This window comes from Sinorhizobium sp. GQ132, assembly GCF_059758575.1.
Window position 1 is genome coordinate 1 of record NZ_JCAXDX010000001.1, and the last position, 16700, is coordinate 16700.

Sequence of the window (16700 nt, forward strand, 5' to 3'; positions counted from 1 at the left end):
AACAAAAATCAGATAATCTATCTTATGGAACAACGCAGGTTTTGTTTTCGTTGCTTTGCTCAATGACAATAAGATGCTTGGACCTGACCCGCGTCTTCAGACGCGATAGCCTGTACCAAGACAAATCTTGACATGCTGAAGCGAGTGCACGCGCAAAAGTCCGCCTCAGGGATCGAGGCAACAGAAGGCTATCCTGGGCCGCTTCTCTGACCGGACGTACTTCGCTGCCAGTTCGTACCTTTCAGATCCGCACGGCTCATTGTACCTTCGGGTCGGCAGCGACAATTCCATAGAACGCCTGTGATTACAGGAGCTTCCAGTCACTCACTCACCCAGTTTCGGAGCCGATACCGCACTCTTTGGAGCTTCGGTGTGGTTAACGGGATCTGTTTGATTCTCGTTCGCCACATCTAGCCACCCGAAAGCTTGAACTCCGAAGTTACCTCCAGCGCGCGGTCCTGGCGCGCTTCGACGCCTTCAGGCTGGCGGTGCGTGAGCAAGGTGCGGTCACGCTCGCGGATCAGTTCGGCTATTTGCGGCTCGTAGGCGGCGAAAATTGCCGTCAGCCAACGGTTCACGAGATAAGACGGCCGCGGCATCTGTACGTCGAAGCGCGACAAAAGAGCGATCGTGTCTTCCGCACCGAGCCAGTCATCGCCGACCACCCACTGGTTCACCGTGAAAAGCCGCAGGAGGCGCCCGTGAGCGTCGACCCCCACAGCCGCGAGATGGTGGATCGGCCCTTGCGGTCCTTGCGGTCGCAAGAAGCAGTGGAAATGGCCGTGTTCTTCCGCTCCCTCTTCAGCCGGGTGGCAGTGATAGAACCACTGAGCGCCGCTCCTCGGGTCGAACACATCGCCTGTCGGGTAGTGGTCCCAGGCCTTGATTTCAGCCGTGTCGCGAAAGGTCTCGCTGAGCACGTTGAGACCGCCCTTGGCGAGCAAGGTTTCGCAGTAGGCGATCTCGCGGCGCGCAAGTTCTATGGCTTGTTCAGCCATTTTCCCGGTCCGGCAAGGGAATGGGCGGCGGAGGCGGCGGAAGCTTCTTGCTCTCGGCCGGGAGGGGAACCGGCGGCGGCGGCGGCGCGAGCTTGGGTGCCGCTGCCGTGCAGGGTGCCCCGGCGGCACAAGGCGCGATGGGCACTGGCGCGGGCGGCGGCGGTGGTGCCGCGAGCGGAGCGCCGGCGGCGCAAGGCGCACCGGCCGCACAAGGCGCGGCAGCGGCGCACGGGGCACCTGCGGCACAGGGCGCCGCCCCTCCCGCCGAACCGGAGGCCGCTGCCGGTTGGGCGCGCGGAACGGGATGCGTGTGGTGATCGACGGCCACAGCGGCGGTCGCTGCCGCCAGCGCTGCACCGAAAAGAAGCGTGTTCCTTGTCGTCATTTCTTCTTGAACCCGTCGAGACCGAAAAGCGGACGCATCCAGACGCCGACGAACGAGCCGACAAAGGCAGTCGCAAACCACAGCCAGCCATGCAGGCTGCCCGAAGCGATGCCTGAGAACAGCGCGCCTATATTGCAGCCGAAGGAAAGCCGTGCGCCATAACCCATCAACAGACCGCCGACGACGGCCGCGAGCATGGAGCCAAACGGAATTTTTGCCTTCGGCGCGAATTTTCCGGCAAGACTCGCGGCGGCTGCCGCGCCAAGAACGATACCGAAATTCATCACCGATGTAACGTCGGCGAGGACGCTTGCATTGAGCGCCGCTTGCGGCCCCGGCCAGCTCCAGAACTCCCACGTCGCGACCGGAACGCCGACCGCCTGCGCCGCCTTGCCCCCCCACAGGCCGAAGCCGAACGTGACCGACCAGGGATGGCCGGCAAGCAGCAGCGTGGCGACGTTGAGCAAAGCCATGAGCAGCCCTGCCCCCACCAGAGGCCATGGACCGTAAAGCAGCCAGGCCCAACCCGCACGCGACGGTTCCGGCTCCCTTTCGATATTGCCATGCGCGCGCCACTCGATCAGCGCCGTCGCCAGGGCAACGAGGCCGAGCCCTGCGAGCGTCGCGAGGATGGCAGTGCCGGTCCCGAGCTGCCGGCCGAGATCGATCGTGCCGAAGGATGGAAGGGTCAGCCACCACGGAAGATGCGCCGAGCCGATGAGCGCGCCGACGATGAAGAAGGTAAGCGTGACGAGCATGCGGGCCGAACCGCCGCCGACCGTGAACAATGTGCCCGAACCGCAGCCACCGCCAAGCTGCATGCCCAGCCCGAACATGGCAGCCCCGACGAGTACGGAGACTCCGACCGGCGCCAGCGCGCCGACGAGCGGCTGGCCACCGAGGCTGCCTGCCGAGATCAGCGGGATCATGGCCAGTGCCGCCACGCCGATCATCAGCATCTGGGCGCGGATGCCGCGCCCGCGACGTTCGACCACCATCCGGCGCCACCCGCCCGTGAAACCGAAGGAGCCGTGATAAAGGGCGACCCCCAACAGGCCGCCGACGACGAAGAGGGCCGCCTGCCGCAGATCGATCAGTTGCGCGATGACGAGAAAGCCTATCAGCAGTGCGCCGCCGGCTACGAGCGCCGGCCCACGGTCGACAATCGCCGGCGGCAAATATCGCGAACGATCAAAGGAAATGTCGGTCATTTCGAATTCCTGCCGCTTGTGCGGCATTGGTCAAATCGCGAATGTCCGCAGCTTGCGGACATTCGCCTGTTCTTCCGCTACCGCGGATCAGTCCCGGTCCGCTGGCGTCAGGTGCCCGACTTGTTCTCGACCGGGCGCGCCGGGTCGGCCGTCCATTCGGCCATCGAGCCGTCATACATGGTGGTGTTCTTGTTGCCTAGCACCTCGGACAGGGCGAACCATGTTACGGATGCCCAGTGCCCCGTGTTGCAGAAGGCGATGTTTTCCTCTTCCGCAGCCAGACCGGCGGCCTCGGTCAGGGCCTTCACAGTTTCGGGTCGGGCGAAAAGCGCGTGGTCCTGACTGTAGAGCTTGGAGTGCTCGATATTGATCGATCCAGGAATAGTGCCGTTGGCGCGCACGACCGGGCTCTTGGACTTGCCCTCGTGCTGCTCGGCCGGCCGGCCATCGATGAGCTTGACGCCGGCCTTAAGCGCGGCAGCGACTTCCTCGGTCGTCGCCAGCAGTTTTTCCTGCGGCTCGGCGTGGAACGTCGCCGGTTCGGGCTTTACTGCCTCGGCGGAACGGGCCCCGCCGGCGGCGTCGTACTGCCGCCACCCGCCGTCGAGGATCGAGACTTCCTCATGGCCGAGATATTTGAACGTCCAATAGACGCGGGTCGCGCCACCGAACTCAGTCGAATCCGTACCCCAGGGCACGATGACGACGTGATCGTCATCGTCGATGCCGAGATCGCCGATCAACTTGGTGATCTGCTCCAGCGGCGGCAGCATGCCGGGGACGCCACCCACCTCGGTACGCCAACCGGCGCTCGCATAGGGGGCGACCACCGCGCCCTGTATATAGGGCTTGTCGCCAAGTTCTGTCTCGGCGACCTTGTCGCGGATGTCGAGGATGACGACGTCCTTATCGCCGGCATGCGCCTTGACCCATTCGGCATCTACGAGTGGACTGATGTCGGCAGCCAGCGCTGAAGAGGCGAGGAAGGACAGCGTGAAGGCTAATGATGCGATGCGCATTTCGTGAGGCTCCCGAATTCATATGTGAACCTCATCTACCGCGCGATGTACGTCGAGTCAGGACATGGTTTGGCTGGAGATCCGCCGAACCTTGGAAAATCTTTCTGTACGGTACCAGCGATGCGGTAAGCCGCGCCGAGGACGCCCCGCCCGGGAGCGTCCGCAGCTCCTGCGCAGCTGCATTGTCTCCAGTCGTTTCCTCAGAACTTGTGGCTCAAGCGCAGCGAACCGGCATGACTGTTGTAGGTGTCCGAGAATGAGCCGTTATATTCCACGCGGAGACCGAAGCCGCTATCCGTTGCAAGATCGATGCCCGCGGTTACCCGCCCGACCACGTCTGCCAGCGGCACCTCGCTGTCGAACATGCCGATCCCGGCCGGAGCACCGGCTAGCCGGGCCGAGGTATCCCAGCTGTCGACCGTGCTGAAGCTCACTCCCGCGCCTGCAAACGCCCGCATCACCGTCGTTTCGTTCACCTCCACCCGCGTGCCCACCTCGATCGCCGGGGTTGCGTGGAAGCTCCATTGGCCGGCGTCGTCGACCAGGAGGTCGAGCGCGCCGGTTCCCGACTCGCGATAACCGCTGGCATGCGAGTAGATCAGATCGAGATCGACCAGAGGCCGCACATAATAGGGCTCCTGCGCGAAGGTATAGGCGGCGCGTACCCGGGTGCTGAGGTTGTAGATCTCCGGATCGCCCTCGGCCTGGCCGGCGAAGCCCGGAATGCGGATCGTGCGCGTGTTGTCGTACCAACCATAGCTGCCGGCGACGGCGCCAGACAGCAGCCATGGGCCGATCTCATGCTTCAGCGAGGCGCCGGCATAGATGATGTCGCCGTCGGCGTTGACCCGGCCGTCATCGCCGCGAATGGAACTGCGATCATAGCCGCCGGCGAAGCCGACGAACCAGTCCGGCGACACCTCCACCTGGGCCCCCGCCCGAAGAGCGTAGGTCGTCGTATCGAAGCCCGACACGCCGCCGCCGGCCTTCTGGTCCAGTGTTTGTGCGCCGGCCTGGCTCCACATGCAACTCGTCTCGACCAGAGCCGAGGTGCCATCGGCAAACATCGGGCAGCTCAATAGCAGGTCGAGACGCTGCTGCGTCATGGCGATGCTGCCGGCCGCGGCCGCGCCTGAAATGCCGGGCGACATGTCGGAGAGAGCAGCCGCGTAGTCGCCGGAATCGCGGTCGGCCAGAGATCCGAGCGTGCCGAAAAGCGTGCCGAAGGAACCGCCGCCGGCGTCCCAAACCTGCTGCAGATGACCGGCGACGTTGTTCTGGTCTTGGTTCAGCACGGCACCGGGATCGGTGAAGTGAGCCGAGTCCGCTGAAACCGACAGCTCATTTCCCGCCCGGCTGATGGAATAATCGAAGATCGACGACTCGGCGCTCAGCGAATGGTCCAGCGCGCCTTCGACGGTGAGGAACGGCAGGCTGATGTCTGGCAGGACGCTGATGGCGTTCACCGTCAACTTGCCGGCGAGCGTGGCGTCGCCGTCGATGATCAACCGGTCCATACGGAAGCCGGCGAAGTCGGCGGTGATCCCCAGCAGCCCACCTGCGTCCTGCGTGAGGTTGCCTGTGATCCGGGTGCCGTCGATACCGCCGGAACGACCGATCGTCAGGCTGCCACGATTCATTACGTCAGCCTCGTAGATCTCCGCATCCGCCAGCAGGCCGCCTGCCTCGTTGACGACGGCGACCGCCGTGTCGCCGCCCAAGCGGGCCACCCTCGACATTTTGGCCGCGACGGGCAAGGCTCCTTTCACGCTGCCGCTGATCGTACCGGCGTTGTTCACCATCAGGGTGCTGTCTCCGGGCGAGTTTACGCCGGCGGTATATTGAACGGCGACGCCCGAAGCGGCCGAGACGCTGCCTCCGGAGTTGACGGTCAACACGTTGTTTTTACCGGCCGAAACCCAGATGCCGGCACCGTTGTCGCCGGAACCGCCGGTGACAGTACCACTGACGGTCACATCGACCGTGCCGTTGTTGTCCGTTCCTGCATCGCTCTGCGCGAATATGCCGATCGAGTCCTTGCCGGACGCCTGAATAGTCCTGCCGGCAGCGAGGCTGACCGTAACATTGCCGCTCTTGCCGTCCGACGAGAGATTTCCGTTGGAGCCGATAAAGGCACTCGTCGCATTGCCGCCGAAGCCGCCGCCGCCGCCGATCGACTGCGCCAGCACGCCGAAGGCGTAGTCGCCGCGCGTGAAGATGCTGCCGTCGGCCGTGACGGCGACGTTGCCACCGTCACCGTAGCTGCCGGGGCTGTTGCCGGTGGAAGAGAGCGGCGCACCCGAGGCGGCGCCGCCAACACCGCCGCCGCCGCCGATCGACTGGGCGACGAGGCCATGGGCGGCTATGCCCCGCGTCGTGATCGAGCTCTGGCTCGTCAGGTCGACGGTGACTGCGCCGCCGTCTATTGTTCCACCGCCCGAGCCGCCCACCACCAGCGAGGCAATGCTGTCGGCCTCGCCAGCGCCGCCGATGCCGCCGCCGCCGCCGATCGACTGGGCGACGAGGCCGAATGCCCGTGCGCCCGAAGTGTTGAGGGTCGTGCCGACGCTGAGATCGACTTCGCCGCCGCTGCCGCCGACACCGCCGCTGCCGCCGACAACGAGATCGATCGTGTGGCTGTGCTCTTTTTCGGCGGCGGTGCTGCTTCCGGCGCCGCCGACGCCGCCGCCGCCGCCGATCGACTGCGCTACGATGCCGTGCGCGTCATCGCCGCTCGTCGAAAGGTTGATCCACCCCTTGGCGGTGACCTTACCGCCGCTGCCGCCGGCACCGCCGCTGCCGCCGAAGCCGCCGCCGACCGTGATCCTGCCTGCCGCCTGGTCGGAACCATCGCCGCCCTGCCCGCCGCCGCCACCGATCGACTGCAGCAGCACGCCATAGGCGCTGTATCCAGCGGTGCTGATGCTGTTGCCATGGTTGTCGTCGAAGGTGACGTCGACCGCACCGCCATTGCCGCCCGCACCGCCGCTGCCGCCGACACCGACGGTAATGTTGGCCGTTGCCTGGCTGCCGGACGCGGTGGAGGTGCCACCCGCACCGCCGCCCCCGCCGATCGACTGGGCGACGATGCCGTCGGCCCAGTCGCCCAGCGTGGCGATGCGACCGGCATGCGTCAGCGTGACCGCGTTGCCGTTGGCGGCCGTACCGCCAGTGCCGCCGTCGTCGATGGTCGCGCCGACACTGACTCCGAAGCAGTAGCCGGATTCACCATCGCCGTCGACGCTGGAGCAATCGCTCTCTCCCTCGTCGTCGAGCGGCTCAGAACCGTCGGAAGTAGCCTGCCCCACCGAGCCGCCCAGCCCGCCGCCACCGCCGATCGACTGCGCCAATACCCCGTCGGCATCGGCGCCAGAAGTAGTGATCTTACCTGCGGTGGTGACGTCGACCGTGCCGGCGGAGCCGCCGCTGCCGCCGGTGCGGCCAAGCGAAACGTCGACAGATGCGGAGAAAGCGCCGCTGCCCTCCTCCGATTCTTCGGCTTCCTCGCCGCCGGGCAGACTGGCGCTGGCCGACAGCCCGACGCTGGCGCCCTGCGAAGTCCCGCCGCCACCGCCGATCGACTGGACGAGCACGCCGCGCGAACCGGACCCGCTGGTCTGCAGGCTGGTGCCGCTGTCGAGGGTCACAGTCGCGTTCCCGGCGCCGGCGCCGCCGCTGCCTGATCCGCCGATCCCGACTTTTGCCGTCAGGTTGAAGCCGCTGCCGATCTGCTTGCTGTTGACACTGCCGACGCCGCCATTGCCGCCGCCGCCGCCGATCGACTGCGCCACGATCGCATTGGCATAGTCGCCGACCGTCGCCACCGAGGCGCTGTCATCCAGATCGACCGTGACGGTACCGCCATTACCGCCGCCGCTGCCCGAGCCTCCGACCGAGACGCCGATGTCGGCGCTGACCGTGTCCACCGTGCCGGCCGTCGCGGCCATTGACGACGCGCTGCCGCCATTGCCGCCGCCGCCGCCGATCGACTGCGCCACGAGGCCATGCGAAGAGGCGCCTTTCGTGGAGACCGCGGTGCTGCCGTCGAGCGTCAGTGACACCGCGGCGGCGTCATGGGACGATCCACCGCTGCCTCCAACCGCCGTGGAGACGCTCATCGCCAGGGAGACGTCCTCACCGGTCGGCACCGCCACGGTGAGGGCGTCGGCAATCGAAGAGCCGCCACTGCCGCCGCCGCCGCTGATCGACTGCGCGAGCACGCCGATGGCATCGGTCACGTCGCCGTCGTCCTGTCCGGTCCAGATGGAACTGTCGGTCAGATGCACTGTAACCTTGTCGCTGTACCCGCCGTTGCCACCGGTACCGCCGACGGCGACCGACGCGGTGAAGCCGAGACCTGCGGAATAGGAGCTCGCGGTACCGCCGGTGCCGCCGCCGCCGCCGATCGATTGCGCCACGATGCCCGCGGCGTGCGAGCCGCCGGTCATCAGGCTCAGGCCCTGGAAGCCGACATCCACGGTATTTGCATAGCCGCCACCGCCACCGCCGCCGCCGATCTGGAAGCTGCCGAGCCCGGCATCGCCGCCAGTGGCGTTGCCGCCATTGCCGCCGCCGCCGCCGATCGACTGCGCGAGAATGCCGACCGCTCCGGAACCCCCGGTCGCGATCGTGACGGGCTGCGGCGCTCCGGAACCTGCGGAGCAATCGCTGCTGGGATTCGCATTGGTGACGCAGACCCATCCGCCGCTACCGCCGCCCGAGGCACTGCCGCCGACGCCCAGCCCCGGAACCGCAACCGACATATCGATCACATTGCCGCCATTGCCGCCGCCGCCTCCGATCGACTGGGCCATGATCGCATGTGCCATTTCTCCCTGCGTGGTGACCGAACCGCCGGACAGCAATATGTTGGCATGGGTGCCGTAGCCGCCGGCGCCGCCCGAGCCTCCGACGCCCGCGATGCCTTCAGCACCGCCACCTGAACCGCCGCCGCCGCCGATCGATTGCGCCATGATGCCGATCGCCGCGTCGCCGGCGGTGCTGATGGCACCCGAGCTGCGGACCTCGGCAGTACCGCCGTAGTTGGCGGCGCCGCCGGTACCTCCGATAGACAGCACCCCGCCCGCCGTGCCGGCAGCGCCGCCGCCGCCGCTGATCGACTGCGCGATGATGCCGTGCGCGGAATAGCCGGTCGTGGTGATGATGCCGGTATTCTGGACGCTGGCCGTCTCGGCCTTCCCGCCGTCGCCGCCATCGCCACCCAGCTCGAGCGTCAGCCCGTCGGCGATGCCGCCGGTGCCGCCGCTGCCGCCGATCGACTGTACCAGGATGCCATAGGAATGGTCGCCCGAGGTGTCGATCGTCCCGCCAGCATTGTTGATGGTGGCGGTATTGCCATCGCCGCCATTGCCGCCATTGCCGGCACCGCCGCCGAGCACGTCTGTGAAATCGCCGCCCGTGCCGCCGCCGCCGCCGATCGAATGCAGGGTGACCGCAGCCGAAAAGTCCCCTGTCGTCGTGATTCTGGAGCCAGCAGTGACATACGCGCCGACACCGCCGGCATTGCCACCGTAGCCGCCGCCGCCGCTCGTTCCGACAAGGGCCGTGTCGTCGCCGCCATTGCCTCCCTGACCGCCGATGCTTCCCCCCAGCAGGCCGTAGGCCTCGAGGCCGTCGGTCTCGATGGCACCGCCATAGACGTTGATCTGAATGTCGCTGACGTCGCCGCCTTTACCGCCGGAGCTGTCCTTCTCGCCGCTGGCGCCGTCGCCGCCTCTACCGCCCTGGGCCAGCCCGACGACGCCGGCAACATAATCGCCTTTTGTCGAAACCGTAACGCCCGATTGGACGCTCAGGGTCGAGTTGAACGCAGAGCCGTTCCCGCCACGGCCTCCGGTCGTTGACTTGGTGCCGGCGCCGCCATCACCACCCTGGCTGATGGCAACGATGCCGCCGGACAGTTCGTTCGGGCCGGAGCCGGTGGCGACCACGGTGATGTCGGAATAGGTGTCGATGATGAACTGGTCGCCGTCCGCGCCGGCGCCGCCATTGTCGGATGAATCCTGAGAGGCCGTGCCATAGGAGCCTTGGCTCAACGCATAGATGCCGCGCACGCTGTCGGCACTGTTCGAGTAGATGTTGATCGCACCGATCGAGGCATTTCCGCCGGTTGAACCGTTGCTGATGCGGATGGCGCCACCTGCCCCACCCGCGCCATTGTCATGCCCCCCCGCCTGGCCGGTGGATTGGGCGGCGAGACCCCAGACATAGTCCAGCCCGTTCAGCGGGTTGGTCGCGCTGCCGAGATTCACCTGCCCGGTGTTGGTGATGCTGATGCTTCCGCCGCTGCCGCCGACTCCCCCGAACTGGTCGCCTGCCGCGCCGCTGTTCTGGTTGCCGCCGGTGCCACCCTTGCTCACGGCATGAATGCCGGCCATGCCCCTGGCCGTATTGGAGCTGAGCGACTCTACGCTCAGCGCACCGTAGTTGGTGATCGTCAGCGCGCCTCCGGACCCGCCTGCCCCACCGTTGGACTTGTAGTTGTCGTTATCCCCATCCCCCGAGCCGCCGAAGCTCGTTGCGGAAATCAGGCTGCCGATCGAGCCTGGATCCGTTGAGGTGGTCAGAGTTATGGGCCCGGAATTGGTGATCGTCACGGTGCCCCCTGCGCCGGCGCTTCCCTCGTCGACGCCAGCGCCACCCATGGTGTACGTCATGATGACACCACCGACGGAATCCCAGGGGATGGTGTAAGGGAGACTGGCGCCGGCCGTGTACGAGGCCTGGGTGTTGATCGTTATGTTCGCTCCGGGATCACCGTTCTTCTCATCCTTGTCATCCACACCACTGTCGCCCCAACAGGCCGACCATGTGTATCCATAGTCGACCTGGCCGATCGTCTGGGTTGCACTTCCGTCACAACCCGCATACGCCTCGCCGGCCAGGGCCGCCCCGCCGAGGCCCACGGCCAGCACGATCAAAAAATGCGACGTGTTCCGCTCGGACGGAAGCGCCGCTTGGTCGCCGGGCCGGAATGCTGCGAGCGAAGATTTCGGCCGGGCTTTCCTGCTTCTGGTGGCGTGCTTCATCCGATGTATCCCCCCAAAATGGCGCCCGTAGAGCGAGACACGGCGGCAAGCCTTGCACCGCCATGTTCAACGTGCGAGTGTGCGACGCACTGAATATGCGACTCTTTATAAGTATTAATGATGCGCCCTCAGCGCATGGACACGCCCTATTCGATGAACCGGTCGATCTACTCGGTGAAGAAACCAATCCTGCCCCGGGGATGACAGCAATTAGGGAATTACAGCTTCGATGGTTGTCATTGCCGAGCCCCATCCTCGTCGCGAGCTGAGTGGAGGCCACATCGCGGATCCGAGCTCCGGGCGGAGCCGGATGACGCGAAAAACCGACAGGTCGGGCACCGTTCTGGTGGGTGCGCTCGGTTCGTTCTGGCGGGCGCAGACGGCCGGCTGGCTCTTCGGCGCGCTGTTTGCCGTCGTCAGCCGTATTCTCGCATTCGAGGACGTGGCGTTCGCGTTTGCATTGACCGCCGTTCTCGAGCCCCTCGGCTTCGCGCTCACCACCCTTGCTTACCGGGTATTTCGCCACCGGATCGGCGGCGTCACGCTAACGGTCGTCGCGGTCGCCCTGGCGCTCTCGATCGCCGGTGGCCTGCTGCAGATGCTGATCGCCAACGGAATAAAGGACATCCTGCAGCCGAACATCGATCCGGACTACGGCGCCAACGGCTCGGTGATCCCGGCGATCTACTATACCCTGATCTTTCTGGGATGGTCTCTTGCCTATCTCTGGATCAAGGCGGATGCCGACGCGAGAAAGCAACGGATCCGGCGCCACCGGGCCCGCGAGGAGGCGCTGCGGGCCGAACTTCACCAGTTGCGCCTGCAACTCGATTCGCACTTCCTGTTCAACGTGCTGAACACCGTCGCGATGGAGATTCCCGAGGAGCCGGACACGGCGCTCGAGATGATCCACCGGATCACGGCCTATCTGCGCTACTTGCTCGAGAACCAGACGCGTCGCATCTGTCCGCTCTCGGACGAGATCGAAGCAATGCTCGCCTACATCCGTATCCAGGAGCTGCGGTTCGAAGGCCGCCTCGATTTGGTGGTCGAGGTGGACCCCGCGGCCCGGTCGATCGCCGTGCCGCATCTCATTCTGCAGCCGCTGGTGGAGAATGCCGTGAAGCACGGACTGCGCTCGTCGGCCAGCCGTTTCGCGGTCGGCATTACCGTGGAGCGTCGAGACGCCGACCTCGTCATCGAGATCAGCAATCCCGGCAGGCTGGAAGCGGGCGAACGTGACCGCCCGGCCATCGGTCTCGCCAACATTCGCCGCCGGCTGGAACTGCACTATCCGCTCGGTCACGCATTGACACTGATCCAGGCCGGCGACAACGTGACCGCGCGACTGATGCTGAGGGGGGACGCATGCTTCGCGTGATGGTTGTCGACGACGAGCCGCCGGCCCGGCGAGGGCTGAAACGTCTGATCCAAGCGCACCCGGATGTCGAAGTCATCGGCGAAGCCGGTTCGCTGGACCAGGCGCAGCAACTGACGCATGCCCTGCGGCCAGATGCGATCTTCCTCGACATCGATCTTGGCGACGATAACGGATTCGGCCTGATCAAGCGGCTCGATCAGGTGCCGGCGATCGTCTTCGTGACCGGACACGGCACCTACGCGCCGCAGGCGTTCGATGTCGCAGCGCTGGATTTCCTGCTGAAACCCGTCGGGCGGCAACGCCTGGCATTGACCCTGGACCGGCTGCGGCGCTATCGGCGCGCGCTCGACCTTGACAGCAAGATCGAGGACACGGCAACAGCGCCGGTAGCCACGCCCGACAGGAGACGCCTGCACATCAGGATGGCCGGCCAAACAGTCGTCCTGCCGACCGACGGCATCGCCATGCTCGCCGCCGAAGCGGACTTCACGCGCATCGTGATGGCGGATGGGCGGGACTATCTGGTGTGCCGGCTGCTCGGCCAATGCGGCGCAGATCTTCCGACGCCGCCATTCTTCCGCGTCAGCCGCTCCCTGATGATAAATCTGGATCGGGTGGTACGCGTGAGAACGCAAGATAAGGGGCGCTCGCTCCTGTCGCTCGGGCGGTCTCTTGCGCCCATCATGCTCGGTCGAGTCGCCACCACGCGCTTGCGGCGTGCGCTCGATGGAGTCCAGCGGGTGAAAACTGTATCTGACGGGAATGACGCTCCCGCTTGACCGAGCAGATCGGCACCGTCGGGGACTGCTGCCGGCCTTCAATAAATCACTGCATTGAGCGTGACGTATACAGGCGAGCCCGCCTCCAGCCGTGTGCTGCCGCGCGCAATCAGCCAGCCGTCCGCACGCTCCAGACGCGCCACGATCCGCCGCGTCGAAGAAGCGGTCGCGCTTGCGGGCGACGGCAAGGAAAATGCTATCGACTTCGATCTTCCGTCGCTTTTGATGCGCGTTTGCGTGGTGCGACGCCGCGTCTCGTCCTGAATGGCAGGGTCGTCGAGATAAATCTCGAGGTGACCTTCCGGGATGGCCGCGCTACCTTCGAAGGTGACTGCACCGCGAATATCCGTCGATTGCGCGGCGACCGGCCCGGTGACGGCGGCAACGGCGGCAGCTCCCACGGTCAAGAGTACCGTGCGGCGGTCGGTAGGGCGCTTCATCACACACTCTCCCTGGAAGCCCCGCGAAACGCGGCGCTGCGGATGGGGCGCCTGAGGCGCCCCATCCGTGCGTCAGATGATAATGAAGTCGGAGGCCGAAAGCTTCAGATTCGTGCTCAGCTGCGCAAACTGAATGGCCGCAACGTCTCCGCCGCCATCGGCGTCATAGGACAAGGCGCCGCTGTCCGTGTCGTATATGATGCGGTCGTCTGCGTCATGGGCGACACCTCCCGCGCTCCCGTAAAATGCGCCCAGGGCGAGAGTGCCTTCGCCACCCACGCTTTCGAAAACGAGGTTGTCCAGCAGGATCGTGTCGTCGATGACATCGAAGTCCTTGATCCAGTCGACATTGCCGTTCCCAAGCGCCGTCGAGAAGCGGAATGTATCCTCTCCCGCGCCGCCGGTGAGCATGTCGGCCGCCAGTCCGCCATCCAGCAGATCGCTGCCTGCGCCGCCGATCAGGGTGTCCGATCCCGCGACGCCCGGCTGGGCCGGAGCCGGAGGGAACTCGACCGACACATTGAGCTCGTATGACGAGCCTGCCGGCACGGCTTCTGCCCAGCCGTCGCCCGGCGCCGTGGGCGACCAGCTGCCTTCCAGTATGTAATAGGTTCCGGTCTCCTGAGCCACGAATACCAGGCTCGAATCCCGGTTGCTGGCAGAGCCCGGATCGCCGCCGCCGTCATCGTTCTGAGCGACGATGTTGCCGGCGCTGTCGAGCAGCCTGACCCAACTGTCATGGACGTTCGGATCGGCGATTCCGTCGATGTCGATCGTAATCACCGTACCGGCCGCCAGATCGATCTTGTAATATCCGCCCTGGCCGTTTCCGGTGGCGTTGACGGTCGTATGAAGGACGGTTGTCGAGTCGAAGATATCGGGATCGCTGGTCAGGGAGAAGTTGTCGGAGATGTCGAACGCGGCCGCGATCGAGTTGTTCGTCGCGTCCGGTCCGAGCGTCGCGTAGCCGGTTCCCATGCCCGGGCGTGGCGGCGCGTCGCCCTGATAGGCAAAATCGCCGAGCAGGGTGTCGTCGCCGCGGCCGCCGTCGATCGTGTCGTTGCCGCCCTGGCCGGTCAACACGTTGGCCGCACTATTGCCGGTCAGCCGGTCATTGAACCCCGACCCTGCGAGATTCTCGATGGAAACATATGTGTCTCCGCCGGACCTGCCTCCAGTGAGACTGAGCCTGACGCCGCTCGCTGCATCGGCGTAGTCTGCCGTGTCGCTGCCGGCGCCGCCGTTCAATCTGTCGGCGCCGCCGCCGCCGGTCAGCGTGTCGTCGCCAGCACCGCCGGCGAGATCGTTGGCCTGCGCATTGCCGATGAGATGATCGTCAAAGGACGAGCCGACGGCATTTTCGAAGCCGACCAGCATATCGTGCCGGATAACCGCGCCTCGCCCGACGATCTGCACCGGGCCGTCACCGTCGCCGCCGCTGGCAGTGCCATTGGCAAGATCGATGGTGACGCCGTCAGGGCTACCCGCATAGACGACCGTGTCGATACCGGAACCACCATCCAGATAGTCCTGACCGGCGCCGCCGATGATCGTATCATTGCCGGCCTCGCCATACAGGATGTCGCCATCGTTGCCGCCATCCAGGGTGTCGTTGCCGCCGCCGCCGTTGAAGTAATCTCCGCCGCCCTGGCCCCAGAAGTGATTTGCGGCGGATGTGCCGATGAAGCGGTCGATGCGATCATCGGACCCGATCAGGTTTTCGATGCTGTAGAAAGTGTCGCCCGAGGCGGTGCCGCCGCTGGCGACATTCGTGGCAAGGTTGACGAGCAGCTGAAACGGACTTTCCCTGCTGAAATCGACGGTATCGATCCCCGCCCCGCCCCTGAATATATCGACTCCGTCCTGGCCGCTTAGCGTATCGTCGCCGGCGCCGCCGTCGAGAATATCATTGCCCTGGCCGCCGAGGATCGTGTCGTTGCCGGCCCCGCCGTAGAGCGTATCGTTGCCGTCATCGCTCTCGGTCTGGTCTTCGAGGTCTTCGACGTCGATCGTATTGTTGATGTCGCGGCTGGCGAGCGAGTCGCGGCCCCCGATAATCAGGTCATCACCACCCTGACCAAAGATCGTGTCGTCGCCGGCGCCTCCGTCGAGGGTATCGTTTCCGCTGCCGCCGAAAATGATGCTTGTCATCGTGTTGTCGCCGACGCTGGGCGGGGACGCGGCGCCGCCGCCAGGCTGCGTCGTCGACTCGTCGGCATAGATGATGTTTTCGACGTTGGCGATTTTCCTGATTTTCAGGCTCCTGGACAGGAGGATGACGGTGTCGTTGCCGCCGTTGGCCTCCTCACGAACGATATCGTCAAGTGAATCGACGAAGTAAGTATCGTCGCCGCCATTGCCGGCCATGCGGTCGCCACCGCCGCGGCCATCGAGCGTGTTGGCGCCGTCATTGCCGATCAGAATGTCGTCGAAGCTGCTGCCGATGCCGTTCTCGATGTAATAATCGGTCCCATCCGCATTGTGGCCGGCGAAGATCGACACGTTGTTGCTGTGACCGTTGACGCTGGAGAACTGACCGGCGCGCAAGTCGAGGATCGTACCCGCGGTCGAGCCGGAGAAGTCGATCGTGTCGGTTCCGCCCGTGTCGTGAATCGCGAAGCCGATGTCATGCTGCATGCCCGAGGAGGTCAACTGATAGCCGTATTGCGTGCTCCCGAAGCCGTAGACGTTGTCCCCCGTGTTGAGCTCGATGTGCTGATAAGTGCGCACTCCGTTCTCGTCGACGGTCGAGAAAAAGCGGCGGATGACCGCCTCGATGTCGGCCATGAGGGGCGTCGAGGCAGACCAGCGGCTGGTTTCCCCCACATCGATACCGTCGAAATAGGACATCACGCTGTATTGCTGGCGATCATAAGTCCAGGTCGCATTGTTCAGATAGTTGATCTGGACGCCGCCGGGGCCGCTGTAATTGTAGAGACCGGGATGGTTCAGTCCGAATTCATGGCCGAACTCATGGATGAAGGAATCGAAGACATAGCCGCCGATGTCCGTCTTATTGGGTTCCGTGTCGTGGAAACGCTGCCCGACGCTGACGTAGCGGTTGCTCGAATAGGCGCTGCCATCGTCCTCCTCCCCGAGCTCGGGGCTGACGACCTCCATCCAGTCCGTCGTGCTGTCGAACGGTGCGTCGTCGACGATCTCGAATTTTAGAGGGGTGACGGACGCCCACATCTGCAACGCGCCGATCGCGGCGGCTTTGTATTCGGGGTGATCGTTGAGCTCGTAAACGTTGATCCTCAGCGTTCCCGCAGCCAGTTCCGGCGTCAGACTGCGGGGCAATGCCCCCAGGTAGTCGAGAAAGGACTCATAGTCCTCGCTCTTGCCATAAGGGTTATCCGGCGTCTGATCGTTGATCCACCAATTGTCGCTGGTCTGGCTAGGGTTCGGCATCTTAAGCTTCCCTCTCTGACGATTGTG

At 65.1% G+C, this 16700-nt stretch carries 8 protein-coding genes; 2 read left to right on the forward strand and 6 right to left on the reverse strand.

Translation table 11 applies throughout. The annotated features are described in order from the left end of the window. Nucleotides 1-410: 410 nt before the first annotated feature. From AC6CIG_RS00005 to AC6CIG_RS00020, 4 genes are all read right to left on the reverse strand, one after another. On the reverse strand, nt 411-998 hold the full coding sequence (locus AC6CIG_RS00005; RefSeq protein WP_498321877.1) for a DUF6969 family protein: 588 nt from the start codon (nt 996-998) through the stop codon (nt 411-413). A 381-nt stretch (nt 999-1379) separates the two neighbouring features. Beyond that, nucleotides 1380-2594, reverse strand: a complete 1215-nt coding sequence (locus AC6CIG_RS00010; RefSeq protein ID WP_498321879.1) for a YeeE/YedE family protein — start codon at nt 2592-2594, stop codon at nt 1380-1382. A 107-nt stretch (nt 2595-2701) separates the two neighbouring features. Continuing rightward, nucleotides 2702-3613: a sulfurtransferase gene (locus AC6CIG_RS00015; protein WP_100670302.1), complete on the reverse strand. Its 912-nt coding sequence runs from the start codon at nt 3611-3613 to the stop codon at nt 2702-2704. A gap of 200 nt (nt 3614-3813) precedes the next feature. Further along, on the reverse strand, nt 3814-10662 hold the full coding sequence (locus AC6CIG_RS00020) for an autotransporter outer membrane beta-barrel domain-containing protein (protein WP_498321881.1): 6849 nt from the start codon (nt 10660-10662) through the stop codon (nt 3814-3816). Nucleotides 10663-10891: 229 nt separating this feature from the next. On the opposite strand from AC6CIG_RS00020, the gene AC6CIG_RS00025 reads away from it, so the two are divergent. Together AC6CIG_RS00025 and AC6CIG_RS00030 are read left to right on the forward strand one after the other, a co-directional pair. Continuing rightward, nucleotides 10892-12043 (forward strand): sensor histidine kinase, encoded by a 1152-nt coding sequence (locus AC6CIG_RS00025; RefSeq protein ID WP_498321882.1) that lies wholly within the window; start codon nt 10892-10894, stop codon nt 12041-12043. After that, nucleotides 12031-12822, forward strand: coding sequence for a LytR/AlgR family response regulator transcription factor (locus AC6CIG_RS00030; RefSeq protein ID WP_498321884.1), 792 nt, complete (start codon nt 12031-12033; stop codon nt 12820-12822). Before AC6CIG_RS00025 ends, AC6CIG_RS00030 begins: the two co-directional genes overlap by 13 nt. A gap of 38 nt (nt 12823-12860) precedes the next feature. Here AC6CIG_RS00030 and AC6CIG_RS00035 read toward each other — a convergent pair whose 3' ends face one another. Next, a complete protein-coding gene (locus AC6CIG_RS00035) occupies nt 12861-13262 on the reverse strand; it encodes a hypothetical protein (protein ID WP_498321886.1) in 402 nt (133 codons plus the stop codon). A 72-nt stretch (nt 13263-13334) separates the two neighbouring features. Beyond that, nucleotides 13335-16673, reverse strand: coding sequence for a M10 family metallopeptidase C-terminal domain-containing protein (locus AC6CIG_RS00040; protein WP_498321887.1), 3339 nt, complete (start codon nt 16671-16673; stop codon nt 13335-13337). Nucleotides 16674-16700 lie beyond the last annotated feature (27 nt).

What these genes read in the sequence shown, in the direction of transcription:
- AC6CIG_RS00005 (WP_498321877.1), bottom strand. Translation starts at nt 998, where the DNA reads ATGGCTGAACAAGCCATAGAACTTGCGCGCCGCGAGATCGCCTACTGC.
- AC6CIG_RS00010 (WP_498321879.1), bottom strand. Translation starts at nt 2,594, where the DNA reads ATGACCGACATTTCCTTTGATCGTTCGCGATATTTGCCGCCGGCGATT.
- AC6CIG_RS00015 (WP_100670302.1), bottom strand. Translation starts at nt 3,613, where the DNA reads ATGCGCATCGCATCATTAGCCTTCACGCTGTCCTTCCTCGCCTCTTCA.
- AC6CIG_RS00020 (WP_498321881.1), bottom strand. Translation starts at nt 10,662, where the DNA reads ATGAAGCACGCCACCAGAAGCAGGAAAGCCCGGCCGAAATCTTCGCTC.
- AC6CIG_RS00025 (WP_498321882.1), top strand. Translation starts at nt 10,892, where the DNA reads ATGGTTGTCATTGCCGAGCCCCATCCTCGTCGCGAGCTGAGTGGAGGC.
- AC6CIG_RS00030 (WP_498321884.1), top strand. Translation starts at nt 12,031, where the DNA reads ATGCTTCGCGTGATGGTTGTCGACGACGAGCCGCCGGCCCGGCGAGGG.
- AC6CIG_RS00035 (WP_498321886.1), bottom strand. Translation starts at nt 13,262, where the DNA reads ATGAAGCGCCCTACCGACCGCCGCACGGTACTCTTGACCGTGGGAGCT.
- AC6CIG_RS00040 (WP_498321887.1), bottom strand. Translation starts at nt 16,673, where the DNA reads ATGCCGAACCCTAGCCAGACCAGCGACAATTGGTGGATCAACGATCAG.